Annotated in this window: 18 protein-coding genes and 1 tRNA gene; 14 read left to right on the top strand and 5 right to left on the bottom strand. The window is 60.3% G+C overall.

The window, feature by feature from the left end:
• Positions 1 to 5: 5 nt before the first annotated feature.
• Both Q1A32_RS01445 and Q1A32_RS01440 read right to left on the bottom strand, forming a co-directional pair.
• Positions 6 to 581 (bottom strand): GcrA family cell cycle regulator, encoded by a 576-nt coding sequence (locus Q1A32_RS01445; protein WP_299648513.1) that lies wholly within the window; start codon positions 579 to 581, stop codon positions 6 to 8.
• A gap of 115 nt (positions 582 to 696) precedes the next feature.
• Positions 697 to 1,581, bottom strand: a complete 885-nt coding sequence (locus tag Q1A32_RS01440; RefSeq protein WP_299648510.1) for a DMT family transporter — start codon at positions 1,579 to 1,581, stop codon at positions 697 to 699.
• 251 nt (positions 1,582 to 1,832) lie between these two features.
• Here Q1A32_RS01440 and Q1A32_RS01435 point away from each other — a divergent pair, with 251 nt between their 5' ends.
• From Q1A32_RS01435 to gndA, 4 genes are all read left to right on the top strand, one after another.
• The gene (locus tag Q1A32_RS01435; protein WP_299648507.1) at positions 1,833 to 3,005 is read left to right on the top strand and encodes an aspartate aminotransferase family protein; all 1,173 of its coding nucleotides are present in this window, start codon (positions 1,833 to 1,835) and stop codon (positions 3,003 to 3,005) included.
• Between the two features lie 74 nt (positions 3,006 to 3,079).
• Positions 3,080 to 3,985 carry an ornithine carbamoyltransferase gene (argF, locus tag Q1A32_RS01430; RefSeq protein WP_299648504.1) on the top strand — a complete coding sequence of 302 codons (906 nt, stop codon included), beginning with the start codon at positions 3,080 to 3,082 and terminating at the stop codon, positions 3,983 to 3,985.
• Positions 3,986 to 3,989: 4 nt separating this feature from the next.
• Positions 3,990 to 4,973 carry a 2-dehydropantoate 2-reductase gene (locus Q1A32_RS01425; RefSeq protein ID WP_299648501.1) on the top strand — a complete coding sequence of 328 codons (984 nt, stop codon included), beginning with the start codon at positions 3,990 to 3,992 and terminating at the stop codon, positions 4,971 to 4,973.
• A 52-nt stretch (positions 4,974 to 5,025) separates the two neighbouring features.
• Positions 5,026 to 6,423, top strand: a complete 1,398-nt coding sequence (gene gndA, locus Q1A32_RS01420) for an NADP-dependent phosphogluconate dehydrogenase (RefSeq protein WP_299648498.1) — start codon at positions 5,026 to 5,028, stop codon at positions 6,421 to 6,423.
• A gap of 10 nt (positions 6,424 to 6,433) precedes the next feature.
• Here gndA and hrpB read toward each other — a convergent pair whose 3' ends face one another.
• The gene (gene hrpB / locus Q1A32_RS01415; RefSeq protein WP_299648495.1) at positions 6,434 to 8,833 is read right to left on the bottom strand and encodes an ATP-dependent helicase HrpB; all 2,400 of its coding nucleotides are present in this window, start codon (positions 8,831 to 8,833) and stop codon (positions 6,434 to 6,436) included.
• Between the two features lie 75 nt (positions 8,834 to 8,908).
• On the opposite strand from hrpB, the gene meaB reads away from it, so the two are divergent.
• The 4 genes from meaB to Q1A32_RS01395 all read left to right on the top strand — a co-directional run bounded on the left by meaB (position 8,909) and on the right by Q1A32_RS01395 (position 11,304).
• Positions 8,909 to 9,922, top strand: a complete 1,014-nt coding sequence (gene meaB / locus Q1A32_RS01410) for a methylmalonyl Co-A mutase-associated GTPase MeaB (protein WP_299648492.1) — start codon at positions 8,909 to 8,911, stop codon at positions 9,920 to 9,922.
• Between the two features lie 103 nt (positions 9,923 to 10,025).
• Positions 10,026 to 10,316, top strand: a complete 291-nt coding sequence (rpmB, locus tag Q1A32_RS01405; protein ID WP_299610302.1) for a 50S ribosomal protein L28 — start codon at positions 10,026 to 10,028, stop codon at positions 10,314 to 10,316.
• A gap of 138 nt (positions 10,317 to 10,454) precedes the next feature.
• Positions 10,455 to 10,808, top strand: a complete 354-nt coding sequence (locus tag Q1A32_RS01400) for a DUF2946 family protein (protein WP_299648490.1) — start codon at positions 10,455 to 10,457, stop codon at positions 10,806 to 10,808.
• 31 nt (positions 10,809 to 10,839) lie between these two features.
• On the top strand, positions 10,840 to 11,304 hold the full coding sequence (locus Q1A32_RS01395; protein ID WP_299648486.1) for a copper chaperone PCu(A)C: 465 nt from the start codon (positions 10,840 to 10,842) through the stop codon (positions 11,302 to 11,304).
• Positions 11,305 to 11,387: 83 nt separating this feature from the next.
• On the opposite strand, the gene Q1A32_RS01390 is transcribed toward Q1A32_RS01395, so the two are convergent.
• Together Q1A32_RS01390 and Q1A32_RS01385 are read right to left on the bottom strand one after the other, a co-directional pair.
• A complete protein-coding gene (locus tag Q1A32_RS01390; protein WP_299648484.1) occupies positions 11,388 to 12,086 on the bottom strand; it encodes an NAD-dependent deacylase in 699 nt (232 codons plus the stop codon).
• A 39-nt stretch (positions 12,087 to 12,125) separates the two neighbouring features.
• Positions 12,126 to 13,088, bottom strand: coding sequence for a LysR family transcriptional regulator (locus tag Q1A32_RS01385; protein WP_299648482.1), 963 nt, complete (start codon positions 13,086 to 13,088; stop codon positions 12,126 to 12,128).
• Between the two features lie 146 nt (positions 13,089 to 13,234).
• Here Q1A32_RS01385 and Q1A32_RS01380 point away from each other — a divergent pair, with 146 nt between their 5' ends.
• From Q1A32_RS01380 to Q1A32_RS01355, 6 genes are all read left to right on the top strand, one after another.
• A complete protein-coding gene (locus Q1A32_RS01380) occupies positions 13,235 to 14,125 on the top strand; it encodes a carbon-nitrogen hydrolase family protein (protein ID WP_299648480.1) in 891 nt (296 codons plus the stop codon).
• Positions 14,126 to 14,206: 81 nt separating this feature from the next.
• Positions 14,207 to 14,425, top strand: coding sequence for a translation initiation factor IF-1 (infA, locus tag Q1A32_RS01375; RefSeq protein WP_005978431.1), 219 nt, complete (start codon positions 14,207 to 14,209; stop codon positions 14,423 to 14,425).
• Between the two features lie 87 nt (positions 14,426 to 14,512).
• Positions 14,513 to 15,094 (top strand): nucleoside triphosphate pyrophosphatase, encoded by a 582-nt coding sequence (locus Q1A32_RS01370; protein WP_299648478.1) that lies wholly within the window; start codon positions 14,513 to 14,515, stop codon positions 15,092 to 15,094.
• A complete protein-coding gene (locus tag Q1A32_RS01365; RefSeq protein ID WP_299648475.1) occupies positions 15,091 to 16,110 on the top strand; it encodes a ribonuclease E/G in 1,020 nt (339 codons plus the stop codon). Before Q1A32_RS01370 ends, Q1A32_RS01365 begins: the two co-directional genes overlap by 4 nt.
• Entirely contained in the window at positions 16,110 to 16,280 is a 171-nt protein-coding gene (locus Q1A32_RS01360) for a DNA gyrase inhibitor YacG (protein WP_299610323.1), read from the top strand. The genes Q1A32_RS01365 and Q1A32_RS01360 overlap by 1 nt, the downstream gene beginning before the upstream one ends.
• Before the next feature lie 81 nt (positions 16,281 to 16,361).
• Positions 16,362 to 16,436, top strand: a tRNA-Phe gene (locus Q1A32_RS01355).
• Positions 16,437 to 16,547 lie beyond the last annotated feature (111 nt).

Below are 16,547 nucleotides of genomic sequence, written 5' to 3'. Positions count from 1 at the left end.
TTGGATCAGCGGCGGCGGTCGCGACGTGACGACATAGGCTGGAAGGCCACACCGACATGGGCCTCGCAATAGGGCTTGCCCTGTTGCACGGGCAGGCCGCAGAACCAGAAATTGTCGGTCGCGGGATCACCCACGGGCCATTTGCAGGTCCGCTCGGTCAATTCCATCAGGCCGATCTTCTTGGCCTTCTTCTCGACCTCGTTGACCTTGGCAAGCGCCTCCGGGCTGATCTCGTTGGCAGATGGTTGCGGCGGCAGGGGTTGGCCTGCCGGAATGATCTGCTTGCGCGCGGGCAGCGCGGTTTTTGTCTCTGGCGCGGCAACCGGTTTCACCGCAGGTTCCGTCTTGGGCTGCGGTTTGGGTTCGGCCTTTGCCTTGGGGGCTGGCTTGGGCTTGGCATCTGCCTTGGCCGTGCTGGCGCTTGATCCACCACCTGCACGGTTTGACAGGCCCAGGCGGTGCACCTTGCCAATGACCGCATTGCGGGTCACGCCGCCCAGTTCCTTGGCGATCTGGCTGGCAGACTGGCCTTCGCCCCACATTTTCTTCAGCAGTTCAACGCGTTCGTCGGTCCAGGACATCAGCAGGCTTTCCGATCTAAAAAGCGGCCTCTCACGGGGCCGCCTTGTGTCTTACTTCAGTGTCAGCGCCCTATTCTAATCACACGGGCCGAAGTTACAAGGGACCACCTGAAGCTTATGGTGCCACACGACGTGCTTCGCGCCACGCCAAAAGCAAGGCTCCGGCAATAATGATGCTCGCACCCAGGACCGTGATGGCGTCGGGAACAACCTTGTAAAAGATGATATCGTAGGCGGCGGCAAAGATCAGGGTGCCATAGCTGAACGGCGCGACAAAGCTGGCGTCGGCGCGCGCCATGGCGTTGACGAAGCATGATTGCGCAGCAGCCATTGCCCCGCCTATCCCCGCCAGCAGGGCCCATTGCGCCAGTGTGGGTGTCGACCAGACAAAGGACACGGCCACACCTGCAATGCACAAACCCAGCCCATTGTTGACCAGCAGGATGGTGAAGGGTCCTTCGCGCCCGGTCAGCTTCTTGATGAAGCTCAGCTCCAACCCGAGCGCCATGGCGGCACCTAGTGCCAGCAGGGCCGCAGGTTGAAAGCTGGCAGGCGTCGGGCGCAGTAGGATCATTGCGCCGACAAAGGCAATCGCGGCGGCCAGCCAGCGCCATTTGCCGACCTTTTCGCCCAACAAGGGGATTGCGAGGATCATGCCGAAGACGGGATTGAGAAAGGAAATGGCCGTTGCGTCGGCAAGCGGGATATAGGCAACGGACGCAAACATCAGCGTCACCCCGATCCAACCGCTGGTGGTCCGCGCAAGGTGCAGCAGCAGCCGCGGCCGGTGCAGTTCGGGCCGCAGCACAAGAGCGGCTGTTGCAAGCAGCAGGAATGCAAACAGGAACCGACCGAAACTGATCTGAAACGGGTGAAGCGGAGGACCGAACTGGTCCGTTCCAAGTGCCTTTGCGAAAAGCGTTGCGGCCGCGATGAATGCGCAGGCGATCACGATCAAGAGCGCTGCCAGCGCGGGGTTCTGGGCCTTCGGTGCGAACATGGCCACTGCCTGCGCTCTGACGCCGACATGCACAACCCTCTTTTTCGCTGGCAAAGACCCGCGTTCTGGCCTAAGCCAGCGACATGATCATGATCGCACCATTCCGACGAGTCTTGCGACGCAGCTGATTGCTGCGCCCGATCATAGCGTGCCTTTGGCACACCCCCTTTCTCAAATCAGTTGACCCCGCCCGATGCCTCATGCACCAACGTGCCTTGACGCTTTGGGCTTTCCAAAAAAGGATGATCCTTATGATCACGTCCGTTCTGCCGACCTACAACCGCGCGCCTCTGACCTTCGTCAAAGGCGAAGGCACCTGGCTGATCGAGGCGGATGGGCGACGCTTTCTGGACCTTGGCGCTGGCATTGCGGTGAACGCGTTGGGCCATGCCCATCCCGCGCTGACGCAGGCCCTGACAGATCAGGCAAACACGCTGTGGCACACATCCAACCTGTATCACATTCCGCAGCAACAGGCGTTGGCGGACAAGCTGGTCGACGCGAGCTTTGCCGACACGGTGTTCTTTACCAATTCCGGAACAGAGGCGTGCGAGTTGGCCGTCAAGATGGCGCGCAAATACTGGTACGAAAAAGGCCATCCCGAAAAAGTCGATATCATCACCTTCTCGGGCAGTTTTCATGGACGATCCTCTGCCGGTATTGCCGCAGCGGGATCAGAAAAGATGACCAAGGGGTTCGGCCCCTTGCTGCCCGGTTTCACACATCTTGAATTCGGTGATCACGATGCGATTGCGCCAGCCATCACAGACGACACGGCGGCGATCCTGATCGAACCGGTACAGGGGGAGGGCGGCATCATCCCGGTGCCGGATCAGTGCCTCAAGGGATTGCGTGATCTGTGTGACGAAAAGGGCATCCTGCTGATCCTGGATGAAGTGCAGTGCGGTGTCGGTCGGACCGGAAAGCTTTTCGCGCATGAATGGGCCGGGATCGAACCGGATATCATGATGGTTGCCAAAGGGATTGGCGGCGGCTTTCCCCTCGGTGCTGTCCTTGCCACCGAAGAGGCGGCAAGTGGCATGACGGCGGGCACACACGGGTCGACCTATGGCGGCAATCCGCTTGGCTGTGCCGTCGGCTCTGCGGTCATGGACATCGTAAGTGATCCTGCCTTTCTGGCCGAGGTGAACCGCAAGGCAGGGCTTCTGCGGCAAAAACTCGAAGGGTTGATTGCCGAGCACCCGGATGTATTCGAACTGGTGCGCGGATCGGGTCTGATGATGGGGATCAAATGCAAAGTGCCGTGCGGGGACGTGGTCGCGGCTGGCTACGAGAACGACGTCATCACCGTGCCTGCCGCAGACAATACCATCCGTCTGTTGCCGCCGCTGACCATCACCGATGAAGAGATTTCCGAAGCCATCAAGCGCCTCGACAGCGCCGCACATGCCGTGTCGGCCTGATCTTTTGCTGTTTCAAAAACCCTCTGGGGTCCGGGGGCAGACAGCCCCCGGTGCTTCCCACCAAGAGTAAAAACATGACCCATTTCCTAGATATCCACACCACTGACCAAGACGATCTAAGGCAGATCATCGACAACGCCCACGCGATGAAGACTGCACGTGCAGGTCGCCCCAAGGGCACGCCGGACGACGACCAGCCGCTGGCCGGTCACATCGTGGCGTTGATCTTTGAAAAGCCGTCAACGCGCACGCGCGTGTCCTTTGACGTGGGTGTGCGCCAATTGGGCGGTCAGACCATGGTGCTGTCGGGCAGCGACATGCAACTGGGCCATGGGGAGACGATTGCCGACACCGCCCGTGTTCTGAGCCGCTATGTGGATCTGATCATGATCCGCACCTTCGAAGAGGCAACGTTGCTTGAGATGGCGGAACACGCCACCGTCCCGGTCATCAACGGGCTGACCAACCGCACGCATCCGTGTCAGATCATGGCGGATGTCATGACCTTTGAAGAGCATCGCGGCCCGATCAAAGGGAAAAAGGTCGTGTGGTCGGGTGACGGAAACAACGTCTTTGCGAGCTTTGCCCACGCGGCCAAACAGTTCGAATTTGATCTGGTCTTTACCGGGCCGGAACCGCTGGATCCTGAGCGTGCGCTTGACGGGCTATACACCACGGAGCGCGATCCGCACAAAGCGGTCGAAGGCGCGGACCTGGTTGTCACTGACACGTGGGTCAGCATGCATGATCCGCAATCCGCGCGGGAACGGCGGCACAACCAGCTACGTGGCTATCAGGTGAATTCCGACCTGATGTCGAAGGCCAAGGAAGACAGCCTGTTCATGCATTGCCTGCCCGCCCACCGCGACGATGAGGCGACATCCGAGATCATGGACGGCCCGCATTCCGTCATCTTTGATGAGGCGGAAAACCGACTGCACGCGCAAAAGGCTGTCATGCGCTGGTGTCTCGGCGTCTGATCTGATGGTGGATACGCGCATTGCAGTGGCGGGGGCGGGCAGCATAGGGTGCTATGTCGGTGGCTTGCTGGCGGATGCCGGGCACGATGTGCGCTTCTTGGCGCGGCCCCGCGTTGTCGATGCGTGTGCCAAAGACGGGCTGCGGCTGACTGATTTTGACGGCAATGAAACGATTGTCAGGGCTTCTCAAATGGTTGAGGCGGCCGAGCAGGCGTTTTCGGATGCCGATGTGATCCTGGTCTGCGTGAAGTCCGGTGACACGCAAGCCATGGCACAGGAAATCGCGACGCATGCCCCGACAGCCCAGGTCATCAGCCTGCAAAACGGGGTCGAGAATGCAGCCGTTTTGCGCGCGGCTTTGCCCGCGGCGGATGTGCGTGCCGCGATGGTGCCTTTCAATGTGGTGCCCGAGGCGGATGCACATTTTCACCGCGCGACCTCCGGCAATATATTGGTGGAGGCAGGGCCATTGCCTGATTTTGGCACGCCGACTCTGGTCTGGGAACAAGTCGACAATATCGAGGCGGTCCAATGGGGTAAGCTGCTTATCAACCTTGGAAACGCGATCAATGCGCTGGCGGATATGCCGTTGCTGACACAGCTGCAGGATCGGGCGTGGCGCCGACTGATGGCGGACCAAATGGCTGAAGCATTGCGTGTCATGGCGGCGGCAGGGATTGTGCCGGCAAAGACCACGGCAGCACCACCGCGCCTGATCCCTCATATCCTGCGCCTTCCCACACCACTGTTTCGCCGGATCGCCGCGCAGATGTTGATGATCGACGCACAGGCCCGGTCGTCGATGTGGGACGACCTGAAACGTGGCCGGAGAACAGAGATCGATGCGCTGCAAGGCGCAATCATTGCGCTGGCAGAACGGCATGGTCGACAGGCTCCGCTCAACACCCGGATGCGCGCCCTGATCCGAGAGGCCGAGGCTGCGGGAAACGGGTCACCCGGTCTTTCGCCTGGCGACATCCGGCAATAGCCTTGCGCGTCCGTCCACCGGCCCTATGGTCGCCGTGCAGCGAGATAAGGGGATGCGCATGTCGGCAGACATCGGAGTGTACGGTCTGGGGACGATGGGCAGCGCGTTGGCTCTCAATTTTGCCGAGAATGGATTTTCTGTTGCGGTGTCGAACCGGGAGCCGGATTGGATCGATCCCTTTCTGACGGAAGCGGATGGTCTTGCCGGGGACGTTCGTGGATTTGCCGAACTTGCGGACTTTGTGGAGGCGATCAAGGCTCCGCGTACCATCCTTTTCATGATCCCGTCAGGTGCGCCGATGGACGCCATGATCGACACCGTTGTGCCACTTCTGAGCGATGGCGACACAATCATAGATGGCGGCAATGCGGACTTCAACGCCACACGCGCGCGCAATGACCGCCTGAACGGGACAGGTGTGCACTTCGTCGGTATGGGTGTGTCCGGCGGTGCCGAGGGCGCGCGTCACGGTCCGTCCATGATGGTTGGTGGATCCGATCACTCCTGGGCGCAATTCCGGCCTATGGCTGAAGCGATCGCAGCCAAGTTCGAGACGGACCCTTGTGTCGCCCATGTCGGTCCCGATGGCGCGGGTCATTTTGTGAAGACCGTGCACAACGGCATCGAATATGCAGACATGCAGATGATTGCCGAAATCTATGGCATCCAGCGCGACATGGCCAAGCGGGCGCCCGCGGACATTGGCGCAATGTTTGCACGTTGGGACGAAGGCGCATTGCACTCGTATCTGACGGAGATTGCGGCGAAGGTTCTGACCGCGACGGACGAGGCGTCGGAGAAACCGATGGTGGATTTGATCAAGGACGCTGCCGGACAAAAGGGGACGGGGCGGTGGACAGTGATCGAAGCCTTGAAACTTGGCCAGTCCGCGTCGGCAATAGAGGCGGCTGTCGGTGCCCGTGGCTGGTCGTCGGAATTGGAGGCGCGCCGGTATGGTGAAGAGGTGCTCGACAAGGGACAACCAACAGATGCGCCAACCGTAGCAGATCTGGAAGCCGCGATGCTGGCAGGGCGCATCATTTCTCACGCGCAGGGGTTTCGGGTGATGACAACGGCGTCGGAGGCCTTTGGCTGGGACCTCGATATGGCGCGCATCGCCGAAATTTGGCGGGCCGGATGTATCATTCGGTCTGCGTTGCTAGATGATTTCTCTGACGCGTTTCGCAAAGAAATGCCCCACGATCATATGATCTTTGCCCCGGCAATTCGGGATCGTTTGACGTCCGCGATACAGTCTTTGCGGCGCGTTGTGGCTTCGGCAACACTGGCAGGCCAGCCGGTTCCCGCACTGGCTGCGGCACTTGCCTGGCATGACAGCATGGGGCAGGCACGCGGAACGGCCAACATGATCCAGGGATTGCGCGACTTTTTCGGTGCACATGGGTTTGAACGGATTGATGCGTCGGGCACCCACCACGGATCGTGGTGAGAGCTGTGTTCTACCGTCGCGGTTTGGCGCGCAGCGTTGGATCAGCCTGTGTGGGATCTTCGGGCCAGGGATGCTTGGGGTATTGCCCGCGCATGTCTTTGCGCACATCGGCATAGGAGTTCGCCCAGAAGCCCGGCAAGTCCGAAGTCACCTGCACGGGTCGCCGTGCCGGTGAAAGCAGCGTGACCTGCAACGGCACTGTACCAACCAACGGGTGCTTTTTTACGCCGAACATCTCTTGCAACCGTACCGAGATGCCCGGCACCGCCCCATCGTAGTCGATCGGCACACGGCGTCCAAGCGGGGTCTGGAAGTGCCCCGGAACGGCACGATCCAAACGTTGCATGTTGTCCCATCCCAGATGCGCCTGCAGGGCTGGCAGGATGTCGAAGGCTTTCCAATCTGCGGACGTCTTCACACCCGAGAGATGCGGCAAGAGCCACGTTTCTATTGTGTTCAACAATGTCTCTTCGCTCAGGTCTGCAAAGTCATCGCCCATCAGAGCGGACCGCGCCATCAGACGCTGAGCGGCTTTGGAGGGTGCAAGACCCAACTGCCGCACACCGTCCAACATCGCAGTGGCGATCGCCTCTTCGGGCGCGTCGTGCCATGGTTTGTCGTCCAGCACCAAGGCGCCAAAGCGACGTTGGCTGCGGGTAAGAACCGCTCGGTCACGTTTTGACCATGTGCACGTGTCGGCCCACGTAATCTGATCAGAGAACAGCTCCTCCAATTCGGACAGTGCCAAAGCCGCCGCCTGTCTGATCCGTGCTTCACGCGGGTTGCCGTCGAGGTCGGTTGCCACGATCAGGCGCTGCCCGGCCAGCGCATCGCCGTCTGGCATAACAGCCCCTTTCCCGCCCGACAGAACATAGCGGGGTGCATCGCCAGCCCGTCGCAGGCCGATGCGGTCGGGGTAGGCGAGCGCGGCCATGGCGGCGGGGCTGAGTTGGGGGCCGTTTTGTTGTTTGGCGGCGAGCCGTTTGGCTTCGTCCTTGATCCGCGCCACGGCGCTTCGGTTGACGTTGTCGCCAAAGTCACCCGGCGTCCGGAGCGCGCGCAACCGCAGTGACAGATCCGTGCCCCGGTTCCGCAACGGGTCGCGATCCGCAAGGAGAGCGGTTAGAAGGCCCGCCTGACGGCCCGCCGCGACCAGCATATGCGCGAGCCTTGGATGCAAGGGTTGCCGGGCCAGCAACCGCCCGTGATCCGTAATGCGGTTCTGCGCATCAAGCGCGCCAAGCATTTGCAGCACACTTCGCGCTTCGGCGAGGCGCCCTTCATGCGGAGGCGTGACGAATTTCAGTTCGTTTTCTGTTCCGCCCCAGATTGCCAGTTCCAGCGCGAAGCTGGCCAAGTCGCCTGCGGTGATCTCTGGTGGCGGAAAGGCCGCGAGAGCGCCGTCCTCTCCCTTGGTCCACAGTTTGTAGGCGATACCTGTGGCAACGCGTCCCGCACGCCCCGCGCGTTGCGTCGCCTCCGCTTTGGTGACCTTTTCAGTGATCAGGCGCGACATGCCTGATGACGGGTCAAACCGAGCCCGGCGCGCGCGCCCGCCGTCAACAACGATCCGGATGTCAGGAATGGTCAGGGACGTCTCGGCAATGGATGTGGCAAGCACAATCTTTCGATGCTTGGACGGTGACACGGCGGCGCGCTGCGCCTTGAAGTCCATTGCCCCAAACAAAGGCTGCACATTCGGCAGATCAGACAAAAGCGCGGCGGTGCGCCGGATTTCACCTTCGCCGGGGAGAAAGGCCAAAAGACTGCCCGGGTTCGCAGCACATGCGGTGCGGATCAGATCGGCCATTGCTGTCTCAAATCGCACGGTCTTTGGCATCGGGGCCTCCAACCAATGCGGTGTCACCGCAAAACTCTTGCCTTCCGAAGTGAGGATAGGCGCGTTCATCACTTCGGACACTGGGCCTGCGTCAAGCGTGGCGGACATGGCAAGCAGGATCAGGTCGTCGCGCAGCGCCTCGGCCACTTCGAGGCAGAGGGCGAGGCCAAGGTCTGCGTTGAGGGAGCGTTCATGGAATTCATCGAAGATGACCGCCCCCACACCGGGCAGGTCCGGTGCATCCTGAAGCATACGGGTCAGGATACCTTCGGTGACGACTTCGATCCTTGTCGATTTGCTGACCGAGCTGTCGCCGCGGATGCGGTAGCCGACGGTGGTGCCCGTCTTTTCGCCCAAGGTGGCGGCCATCCGATCTGCTGCCGCTCGCGCGGCGAGCCGTCGCGGCTCCAGCATCAGAATGCGGCCCTTGGTCAGGCCCGCGTCCAGCATGGCAAGCGGTACGCGCGTCGTCTTGCCCGCGCCCGGCGGCGCTTGCAGCACGGCCCGGCCTTGGTCGCGCAAGGCGTCCATAAGGTCTGGCAGGATGTCATCAATGGGCAGCCGGGTCATGCGCGGCCTTATGGCCGAACTGGCCGCCATCGCCAACACTGGACATTTTCGAGACGCCCCCGCAGAAACACCGGCATGAACACGCAAGACCTTGCAGATCGGATTGCAGCGGGTGAACGCCGGGCGTTGGCGCGCGGGATTACGCTTGTTGAAAGCGGGCGTGCGGATCATCGTGCGCAAGCGGCTGACGTTTTGGCTGCGTTGCCCCGTGACCGTCAGGCCTTGCGCATCGGGCTGTCGGGCACTCCGGGTGTTGGCAAATCCACCTTTATCGAAGCTTTTGGCATGATGCTGGTTCAGGCGGGCCTGCGGGTGGCAGTGTTGGCCGTTGATCCATCATCGGCTCGGTCAGGCGGATCAATCCTGGGCGACAAGACACGAATGGACCGGCTGAGCCGGGAGTCGGCTGCCTTCATCCGCCCATCGCCCAGCCAGACGCATTTGGGGGGTGTCGCCCGGCGCACGCGTGAGGCGGTTGCCCTGTGTGAGGGGGCCGGATTTGACGTGGTGCTGATCGAGACCGTGGGCGTCGGGCAATCGGAAACGGTTGTGGCGCAGATGGCGGATCTGTTCTTGTTGCTTCTGGCCCCTGCGGGCGGGGACGAGTTGCAGGGTGTGAAACGCGGCATCATGGAAATGGCCGACATGATCCTGATCAACAAGGCGGATGGCGATTTGAAACCTGCCGCCACGCGGACCTGTGCGGACTATACGGGGGCGTTGCGGCTTTTACGCAAACGTCCGCAGGATCCAGATGGATTTCCCAAGGCAATGATGGTCTCTGCTTTGACCGAAACCGGGCTTGTGGAGGCTTGGTCGGACATGCAGGCGTTGGTGGAATGGCGGCGCGGTGCAGGTTTCTTTGACCGAACGCGCGCGGATCAGGCGCAGTATTGGTTTGAACAGGACGTTCGCGCAGCCCTGCTGTCGAAACTTGAAACCGGTGCCGCCAAAGACGTGATGCGCGGCCTTGGTGCACAGGTTGCACAGGGCAGTTTGGACCCTGCTGCGGCAGCGGCACAGATGCTGGATGCTCTGGATGCTGATTTCGGCCAAGGTCGGGTTGACCCGGCCAGCGATTCCCCCTAAAGCCACCGAACGAATTTCGATGGCGCCGCCGTGCCGTGCGGTGCCTATGTCGTTTGGGGACCCGCACCGGGTTCAACGGCAGAGCGGAGAAGAGGATAAACCCATGTCGCGCGTATGCGAACTGACCGGTAAAGGCCCGATGACTGGCAACAATGTCAGCCACGCCAACAACAAGACACGTCGGCGTTTCCTGCCGAACCTGAACGATGTGACCTTGCAGTCTGAAACGCTTGGTCGTGGCGTCAAGCTGCGCATCTCGGCGGCTGCTTTGCGGTCTGTCGATCACCGCGGTGGTCTGGACGCGTATTTGGCGAAAGCCAAGGACGTGGAATTGTCCGATCGCGCGATGAAGGTCAAGAAAGAGATCGCCAAGGCGCAGGCCGCAACAGCCTGATCCTGGCTGCGTTTTGATTTGAAACCCCGTCTGCCTGTGCAGGCGGGGTTTTCTCATGTGTTGGCCAAACTTGGTTTATGCTCAAGCAGCGTTTGTGCCGCAGTTGAGATGTGGAAAAAGTCCATCTACATGTAAGCTATGTTGCGCGCTTTGTTGTCCATAGCTCTGAGCCTTGTGCTGCTGGTAACCAGCCACAGCGCCGCTATGGCCCGCGGCGCACCGCATGCTGTGGACCAGATCGTGATCTGTTCCGGCACGACTGTCACAACGGTTTACGTGGATGCAGACGGTCAGCCGATCGAAACACCACATCTCTGTCCAGATTGCGCGCTTCACCTGCTGGCGGCGCTGGTGCCACCCGACATCGCGCCCATTTGGGCTATTGTCGCTTCTGCAAAAGCCGTACACCTGTCTTCTGTGCACGGTGCCGGTGTCACGTGGACATATGCATCCGCACGCGCACCTCCTTTTGACGTGATCCATCTTTCGTAGTTTCGGACCACTTCAAAATCAGGAGGACCACATGTCCTTTCGCACATCCCTTTTCGCTGCTGCAGCGGCCACACTCTTCACTCTCCCGGCCTTTGCCGATGGCATCATGGTTATGGATCCCTACGCACGGGCCGCAAGCCCGGCAGCCAAATCCGGTGCCGCATTCATGATGATCCGCAACGAGACCGGCCAGGACGATACCCTTATTGCAGCCCAAACTGATGTGGCCGCTCGTGTCGAATTGCACACCCATGTCGAAGTCAGTGATGGCGTGATGCAAATGACCGAAATTGAGGGCGGCATCACTTTGCCTGCCGGTGGTACACACCACATGATGCGCGGCGGCGATCACGTCATGCTAATGGGCCTGACCGGCCCGCTCGAACAGGATTCGACGATCGACGTCACTCTGGTCTTTGAAAAGGCGGGAGAGGTTGTGATCACCATCCCGGTGGACAATGAGCGCAAGCCCGAGGCGGGCGCGCATTCGCACTGAGGATGGGCGGATCGAGATCCGCCTTACGGTTGGATGTCGGCCTGCCGCAATGGACGATGCTGTAAGGCGGATCCTGATCCGCCTTACCTGGCCAGCAGTTCGGCCACCCATGCGGGCACCGTATCCGACGCCTTGCCGGATCGGATATCGTCGAACAGCCCCACGTTTTCTCCGGGATCGAGGTTCATCTCGATCGTCTTGGCGCCGACATGGCGGGCCATCTGAACAAAACCTGCGGCCGGATAAACGTTACCCGAGGTGCCAATCGCCACGAAGATATCCGCGTCCAGCAGTGCGCGTTCAATGCGATCCATCTGGTATGGAATTTCACCGAACCACACAATGTCCGGTCGCGCTGTGGGTTGATCGCAATTGGGGCATGATTGCCCGACCGACATCTCCAGTGGCGCTGACCAGCGATGATCGCAATCGGAACACAATGCCGAGTTCAAAGCGCCGTGCATGTGGATGACGTCAACACTGCCGCCCCGTTCATGCAAATCATCCACGTTCTGCGTCACGAGCGTAACAGGCCCTGCATGTTCTGTCTGCAACCGGGACAATGCGTGATGGGCGGCGTTTGGGCGTGCCTCGGCAGCTTGAGTACGACGAGCGTTGTAGAAGTCGACCACCAGTTGCGGATTACGGGCGAACCCTTCGGGTGTGGCGACATCCTCGATGCGGTGCTGCGCCCAGAGCCCCCCCTCGTCTCGAAAGGTACCAAGTCCGCTTTCAGCCGAGATACCGGCGCCGGTCAGGATCACGATGGATGGAGCTGTCATGTTGTTCTCCTGTTCAGGACGCACAGACTGGGAAGAAGTTCAGCTGTCGATAAGGCGCAGTTCACCTGCGAGCCATGGCAGCTGGGTCAGTGCGGGGTCGATCATATGTGTCTTGATGAGGCGGCGCATCGTATTTGCAACATCCGTCGGCACATCGCCCGCCCAATCGGCACTGGCATAGAGCGAGATCGTGCGTGAAAACGGCTTGAAGGGCAGGGGGAAGGCATCCACCTGATCGTGGAAGCGACCGGCTCGCATGTAGCCAAGCGGCGTCGTCACGGCCCAGCCAATGCGCCGCGCAACCATAGCCATCAAAGCCAGATGACTGCCGATTTCGAACCGGTCCGGGAAGTCCAGCTTTTGCCTTGCCAGATGCGCCTCGATCTGGCGTGAGATCAGTTGCGCCCGTTCGTATCGCAAAAAGGGCAGATCGGGCAGGATCGTCATGGGGTTGCCATCACGAACAACACCGCGTGGTGCCACCAAGATAAACGGATCGCGGGCGAGCGGGTATTCGATAACGCCATCACGCATCGCTCCGTCGCTGGCCGATATGGCGATGTGCAGGCTCTTGTCAGCAATCGCTTGGAGGATCTCGTGGCTTGGCGCAGTTGCAAGCGTGAATTTGCAGCGCGTCAGGCTGTCCGCAAGTATCGTCACAAGCCGAGGCGTAAGGTCATTTTCGAAATCATCGATGACCCCGATCGCGAGCGCCGACAGATGTGCCAAGTCCATCACCGTCAGTTCCGATTGTGCAAGGCGCAGCTGGGACAAGGCAGCTTCTGCCCGCGTAAGAAAGCTTGTGCCCGCGGGAGTGAGGCGCATTGGTCGCTTGCCGTGATCGACCAAATCCGTTGCCAATGCTGTTTCAAGATTGCGCAATTGCTGACTGACGGCAGGTTGGCTTAGCCCGGTTACAGCGGCGGCTTGGGCAACGGACCCTGTTGCCGCGAGCGCCTCAAATACCTCTAGCCCGCGCAGTGTGACGCCCTTGCTCAGCATATCTTGCCTTTCCCCAGTTTTGTTTTCTTTGAATGTGGGGCGTGCGATTGGTCAAGAAAAATCAGCTTTTTCCCGATCCATATTCAGAAAACGTGAAGGGAGTGCGTTGACTTGCGCCGTTTGTCACAGATGGGGCACAACTAGGTATGAGGATTGCAACAGCTTCTTATCCCCTTGATGTATTGCCCGATTGGGCCGCCTACGAAGACAAGTTGACCGCCTGGGTCACTGAGGCGGCGACAGCCGGTGCGGACCTTTTGGTGTTCCCGGAGTATGGCGCCATGGAGCTTGCCACGCTGGCAGGTTTGGACGTTGCAGGCGATTTGGAGGCGTCACTCTTCGCGGTTGCAGAGCGCTTGCCGGATGCAGATGCATTGCATGCCCACCTCGCGGCCCAATTCGGAGTGCACATCCTGGCAGCTTCTGGTCCTGCAACCCATGACCCGCCGGACGGTGTTGTGCGCCCCGTGAACCGCGCGCGTCTATTTGCACCGAGCGGTGAAGTAGGTGTTCAAGACAAACAGATCATGACCCGGTTTGAAGCCGAAACATGGGATGTCGTGCCGGGTGGACCGCTTCAGCTGTTTGACACCGCGTTGGGGCGGATTGGGATCCTGATCTGCTATGACAGCGAGTTTCCCCTTCTGGGTCATGCGCTGAATGAAGCGGACATCATTCTGGTACCATCGGTGACGGAGGCGCTGGCCGGGTATTCCCGCGTGCGGATTGGGGCACAAGCCCGCGCGCTGGAGAACCAGTGCGTCACGGTTATGTCGTCTGTCGTTGGTCTGGCGCCATGGTCCGAGGCGGTTGATATCTCCGTCGGCGCAGGCGGTATTTTTGGACCGCCTGATCGCGGTTTTCCCGATACGGGCGTTGTCGCGTTGGGCGAGATGAACGAAACCGGTTGGGTCTATGGGGATGTGGATCTCGCCGATGTTGCAGCAGTGCGTGTTGATGGTGGCGTTCTTAACCGTAGGGACTGGAACGCCCAGACCGGTCGTGCCGATCCTGTCACAGTCGTGAAGCTGGCCTGATTACCCCTTGAATTATGGGGCGGAGGGGCGCATTTAGTGGCGCGTCCGCAAATTGGCGGGCTGTGTAACGAAGGAGAGACCATGGCCAAGGAAGATACGCTCGAATTTCCCGGTGTCGTGAAGGAACTCCTGCCCAATGCGACGTTTCGGGTCGAGCTAGAGAATGGCCATGAGATCATCGCACACACGGCAGGGAAGATGCGCAAGAACCGCATTCGTGTTCTGGCAGGCGACAAGGTGCAGGTCGAGATGACCCCCTACGATCTGACCAAGGGTCGGATCAACTACCGTTTCAAATAGCACGAAGCCGATGGCTTCGCGTCAGTGTGGTAAGCGGCTTGGCGTTGCAAAGCGCCGCCATCACTGGCTGGCGGACAAGGCACCAGCGTGACTCAAACCGGCAAATTCATCCTCGGTTCAGGAAGCCCGAGGCGGCTTGAGCTGCTCGGGCAATTGGGCATCGTGCCGGATGCCGTGCGCCCTCCTGACATTGATGAAGACCCACTCAAGGGTGAGTTGCCGCGTCCGTATTGCGCCCGCATCGCGCGGGAGAAGGTTGAAGCGGTCAGTGCGGATGCGCGGGATATCATCTTGTGCGCCGATACCACCGTCGCGCTGGGTCGGCGTATACTGGGCAAACCGGCGGATGAGGCTGAAGCGCGCATGTTTCTGGACTTGCTGTCCGGACGCCGCCACCGGGTCATAACAGCCGTTGCGGTGCGGAAAGATGACCAGATTTGGGAACGCGACGTTGTCAGCACGGTGCGCATGAAGGTTTTGTCGGAACGCGAAATCGCCAGCTATTTGTCCACCGATGATTGGCGGGGCAAGGCTGGCGGGTATGGCATCCAGGGTCCGGCTGGCGCTTTGATCCCTTGGATTTCGGGCTCTTTCACAGGCATAGTCGGCTTGCCGTTGGCCGAAGCCGCAGGCCTATTGCAGGCTGCAGGGATGAGGGTGTGGACATGAAGGGTCGCCAGATATTGCTGGATCATCTCGACGGGCGCGAGGCGGCCGCACTGATGGTTGACGGGCGTTTGGATGATCTCTTGATCGATTCCGATGCACCACGGCCCGGCACAGTGTACCGCGCCGTGACGGACAAACCGGTGAAGGGGCAAGGCGGAATTTTCCTCAAAACGCCAGATGGCGCGGCCTATTTGCGTGGCGTGAAAGGGATCGGCCAGGGCGAAACGCTGCTGGTACAAGTGACGGGTTATGCCGAACCAGGCAAAGCGATCCCGGTCAGTCACAAGGTTCTGTTCAAGAGCCGCTATGCGATTGTCACACCTGACGCGCCGGGTTTGAACCTGTCGCGCAGTATTCGCGACGACGACATGCGGGATGAACTGCTGGCACTTGCCCATGATGGGATGGAAGGCAGCGCGATGGGTCTGATCCTGCGTTCGGCATCCGCTGGTGCTGCCGCAGATGATGTGTCTGAAGACATCGCAGCGATGCGCGCCCTTGCAGAGACCGTTACAGACGACAATGGCACAGGCCCGGAGACCTTGACCGAGGGGGATGGGCCCCATGTCCTTGCATGGCGCGATTGGGCGGAAACGGCAGACGTGGTCACCAAAGCCGGATCGTTTGAGACGCATGGTGTTCTCGATGCTATTGATGATGCACAGTCGCCGCGAGTATCATTGGGCGCTGGCGCCAGCATGTATGTGGAGGCGACCCGCGCGTTGATTGCTGTCGATGTGAACACAGGCGCTGATGGATCCTTTGCAGCCGGTTCAAAGGCCAACTTGTCATGCGCTCGCCAGTTGCCAGCGGCGTTGCGCGTGCGCGGGTTGGGTGGTCAGGTGACAATTGATCTCGCACCCATGCCAAAGAAGGAGCGAAAGACATTCGAAGCCGCGTTGCGCGCGGCACTGCGCAAGGATGATGTGGATACGGTGATGGCAGGTTGGACGCCTCTTGGGCATTTCGAACTGCAGCGCAAGCGCGCTCGCCTTCCGTTGGCGGAGGTGCTTTGATGGGTTGCCCGATCTGCGAAGCTGAAACCGTTCCGAAGTACCGCCCGTTCTGCTCGCGCCGCTGTGCGGATATCGATCTGGCGCGGTGGGTGAATGGCAGCTACGCCGTCCCATCGCAACGCGAAGAAGACCAAGATTTGCCGGAAGAAGAAAGTCCTTTGCCGCATTAGGCATTTGGTGCGATTTTGCTATGGACAGCGCCCGGTGATCCGCTTATCACGCGCCCACCCGAAGCCTCTGGCTTCTCCCGTGCCCGGGTAGCTCAGGGGTAGAGCAGTGGATTGAAAATCCTCGTGTCGGTGGTTCGATTCCGCCCCCGGGCACCATTTTAACTATATGAAAAGATTGATCAAAGCTGGCCCTCAAGCTTAACTTGCAATGGTGCCTCGCGGGTGATTTGGACCTCTGGGCAACCATGGGGCAACTTTTTGCATCGC

This window comes from uncultured Tateyamaria sp. (genome assembly GCF_947503415.1).
GTDB lineage: Bacteria > Pseudomonadota > Alphaproteobacteria > Rhodobacterales > Rhodobacteraceae > Tateyamaria.
Note: the sequence above shows the minus strand (reverse complement) of the source record. Positions and strands in the feature narration are given on the sequence as shown.

What these genes read in the sequence shown, in the direction of transcription:
- Q1A32_RS01390 (WP_299648484.1), bottom strand. Translation starts at nt 12,086, where the DNA reads ATGACAGCTCCATCCATCGTGATCCTGACCGGCGCCGGTATCTCGGCT.
- Q1A32_RS01435 (WP_299648507.1), top strand. Translation starts at nt 1,833, where the DNA reads ATGATCACGTCCGTTCTGCCGACCTACAACCGCGCGCCTCTGACCTTC.
- Q1A32_RS01395 (WP_299648486.1), top strand. Translation starts at nt 10,840, where the DNA reads ATGTCCTTTCGCACATCCCTTTTCGCTGCTGCAGCGGCCACACTCTTC.
- Q1A32_RS01440 (WP_299648510.1), bottom strand. Translation starts at nt 1,581, where the DNA reads ATGTTCGCACCGAAGGCCCAGAACCCCGCGCTGGCAGCGCTCTTGATC.
- Q1A32_RS01400 (WP_299648490.1), top strand. Translation starts at nt 10,455, where the DNA reads ATGTTGCGCGCTTTGTTGTCCATAGCTCTGAGCCTTGTGCTGCTGGTA.
- meaB (WP_299648492.1), top strand. Translation starts at nt 8,909, where the DNA reads ATGAACACGCAAGACCTTGCAGATCGGATTGCAGCGGGTGAACGCCGG.
- Q1A32_RS01445 (WP_299648513.1), bottom strand. Translation starts at nt 581, where the DNA reads ATGTCCTGGACCGACGAACGCGTTGAACTGCTGAAGAAAATGTGGGGC.
- Q1A32_RS01380 (WP_299648480.1), top strand. Translation starts at nt 13,235, where the DNA reads ATGAGGATTGCAACAGCTTCTTATCCCCTTGATGTATTGCCCGATTGG.
- Q1A32_RS01425 (WP_299648501.1), top strand. Translation starts at nt 3,990, where the DNA reads ATGGTGGATACGCGCATTGCAGTGGCGGGGGCGGGCAGCATAGGGTGC.
- hrpB (WP_299648495.1), bottom strand. Translation starts at nt 8,833, where the DNA reads ATGACCCGGCTGCCCATTGATGACATCCTGCCAGACCTTATGGACGCC.
- argF (WP_299648504.1), top strand. Translation starts at nt 3,080, where the DNA reads ATGACCCATTTCCTAGATATCCACACCACTGACCAAGACGATCTAAGG.
- Q1A32_RS01365 (WP_299648475.1), top strand. Translation starts at nt 15,091, where the DNA reads ATGAAGGGTCGCCAGATATTGCTGGATCATCTCGACGGGCGCGAGGCG.
- Q1A32_RS01360 (WP_299610323.1), top strand. Translation starts at nt 16,110, where the DNA reads ATGGGTTGCCCGATCTGCGAAGCTGAAACCGTTCCGAAGTACCGCCCG.
- Q1A32_RS01385 (WP_299648482.1), bottom strand. Translation starts at nt 13,088, where the DNA reads ATGCTGAGCAAGGGCGTCACACTGCGCGGGCTAGAGGTATTTGAGGCG.
- infA (WP_005978431.1), top strand. Translation starts at nt 14,207, where the DNA reads ATGGCCAAGGAAGATACGCTCGAATTTCCCGGTGTCGTGAAGGAACTC.
- rpmB (WP_299610302.1), top strand. Translation starts at nt 10,026, where the DNA reads ATGTCGCGCGTATGCGAACTGACCGGTAAAGGCCCGATGACTGGCAAC.
- gndA (WP_299648498.1), top strand. Translation starts at nt 5,026, where the DNA reads ATGCGCATGTCGGCAGACATCGGAGTGTACGGTCTGGGGACGATGGGC.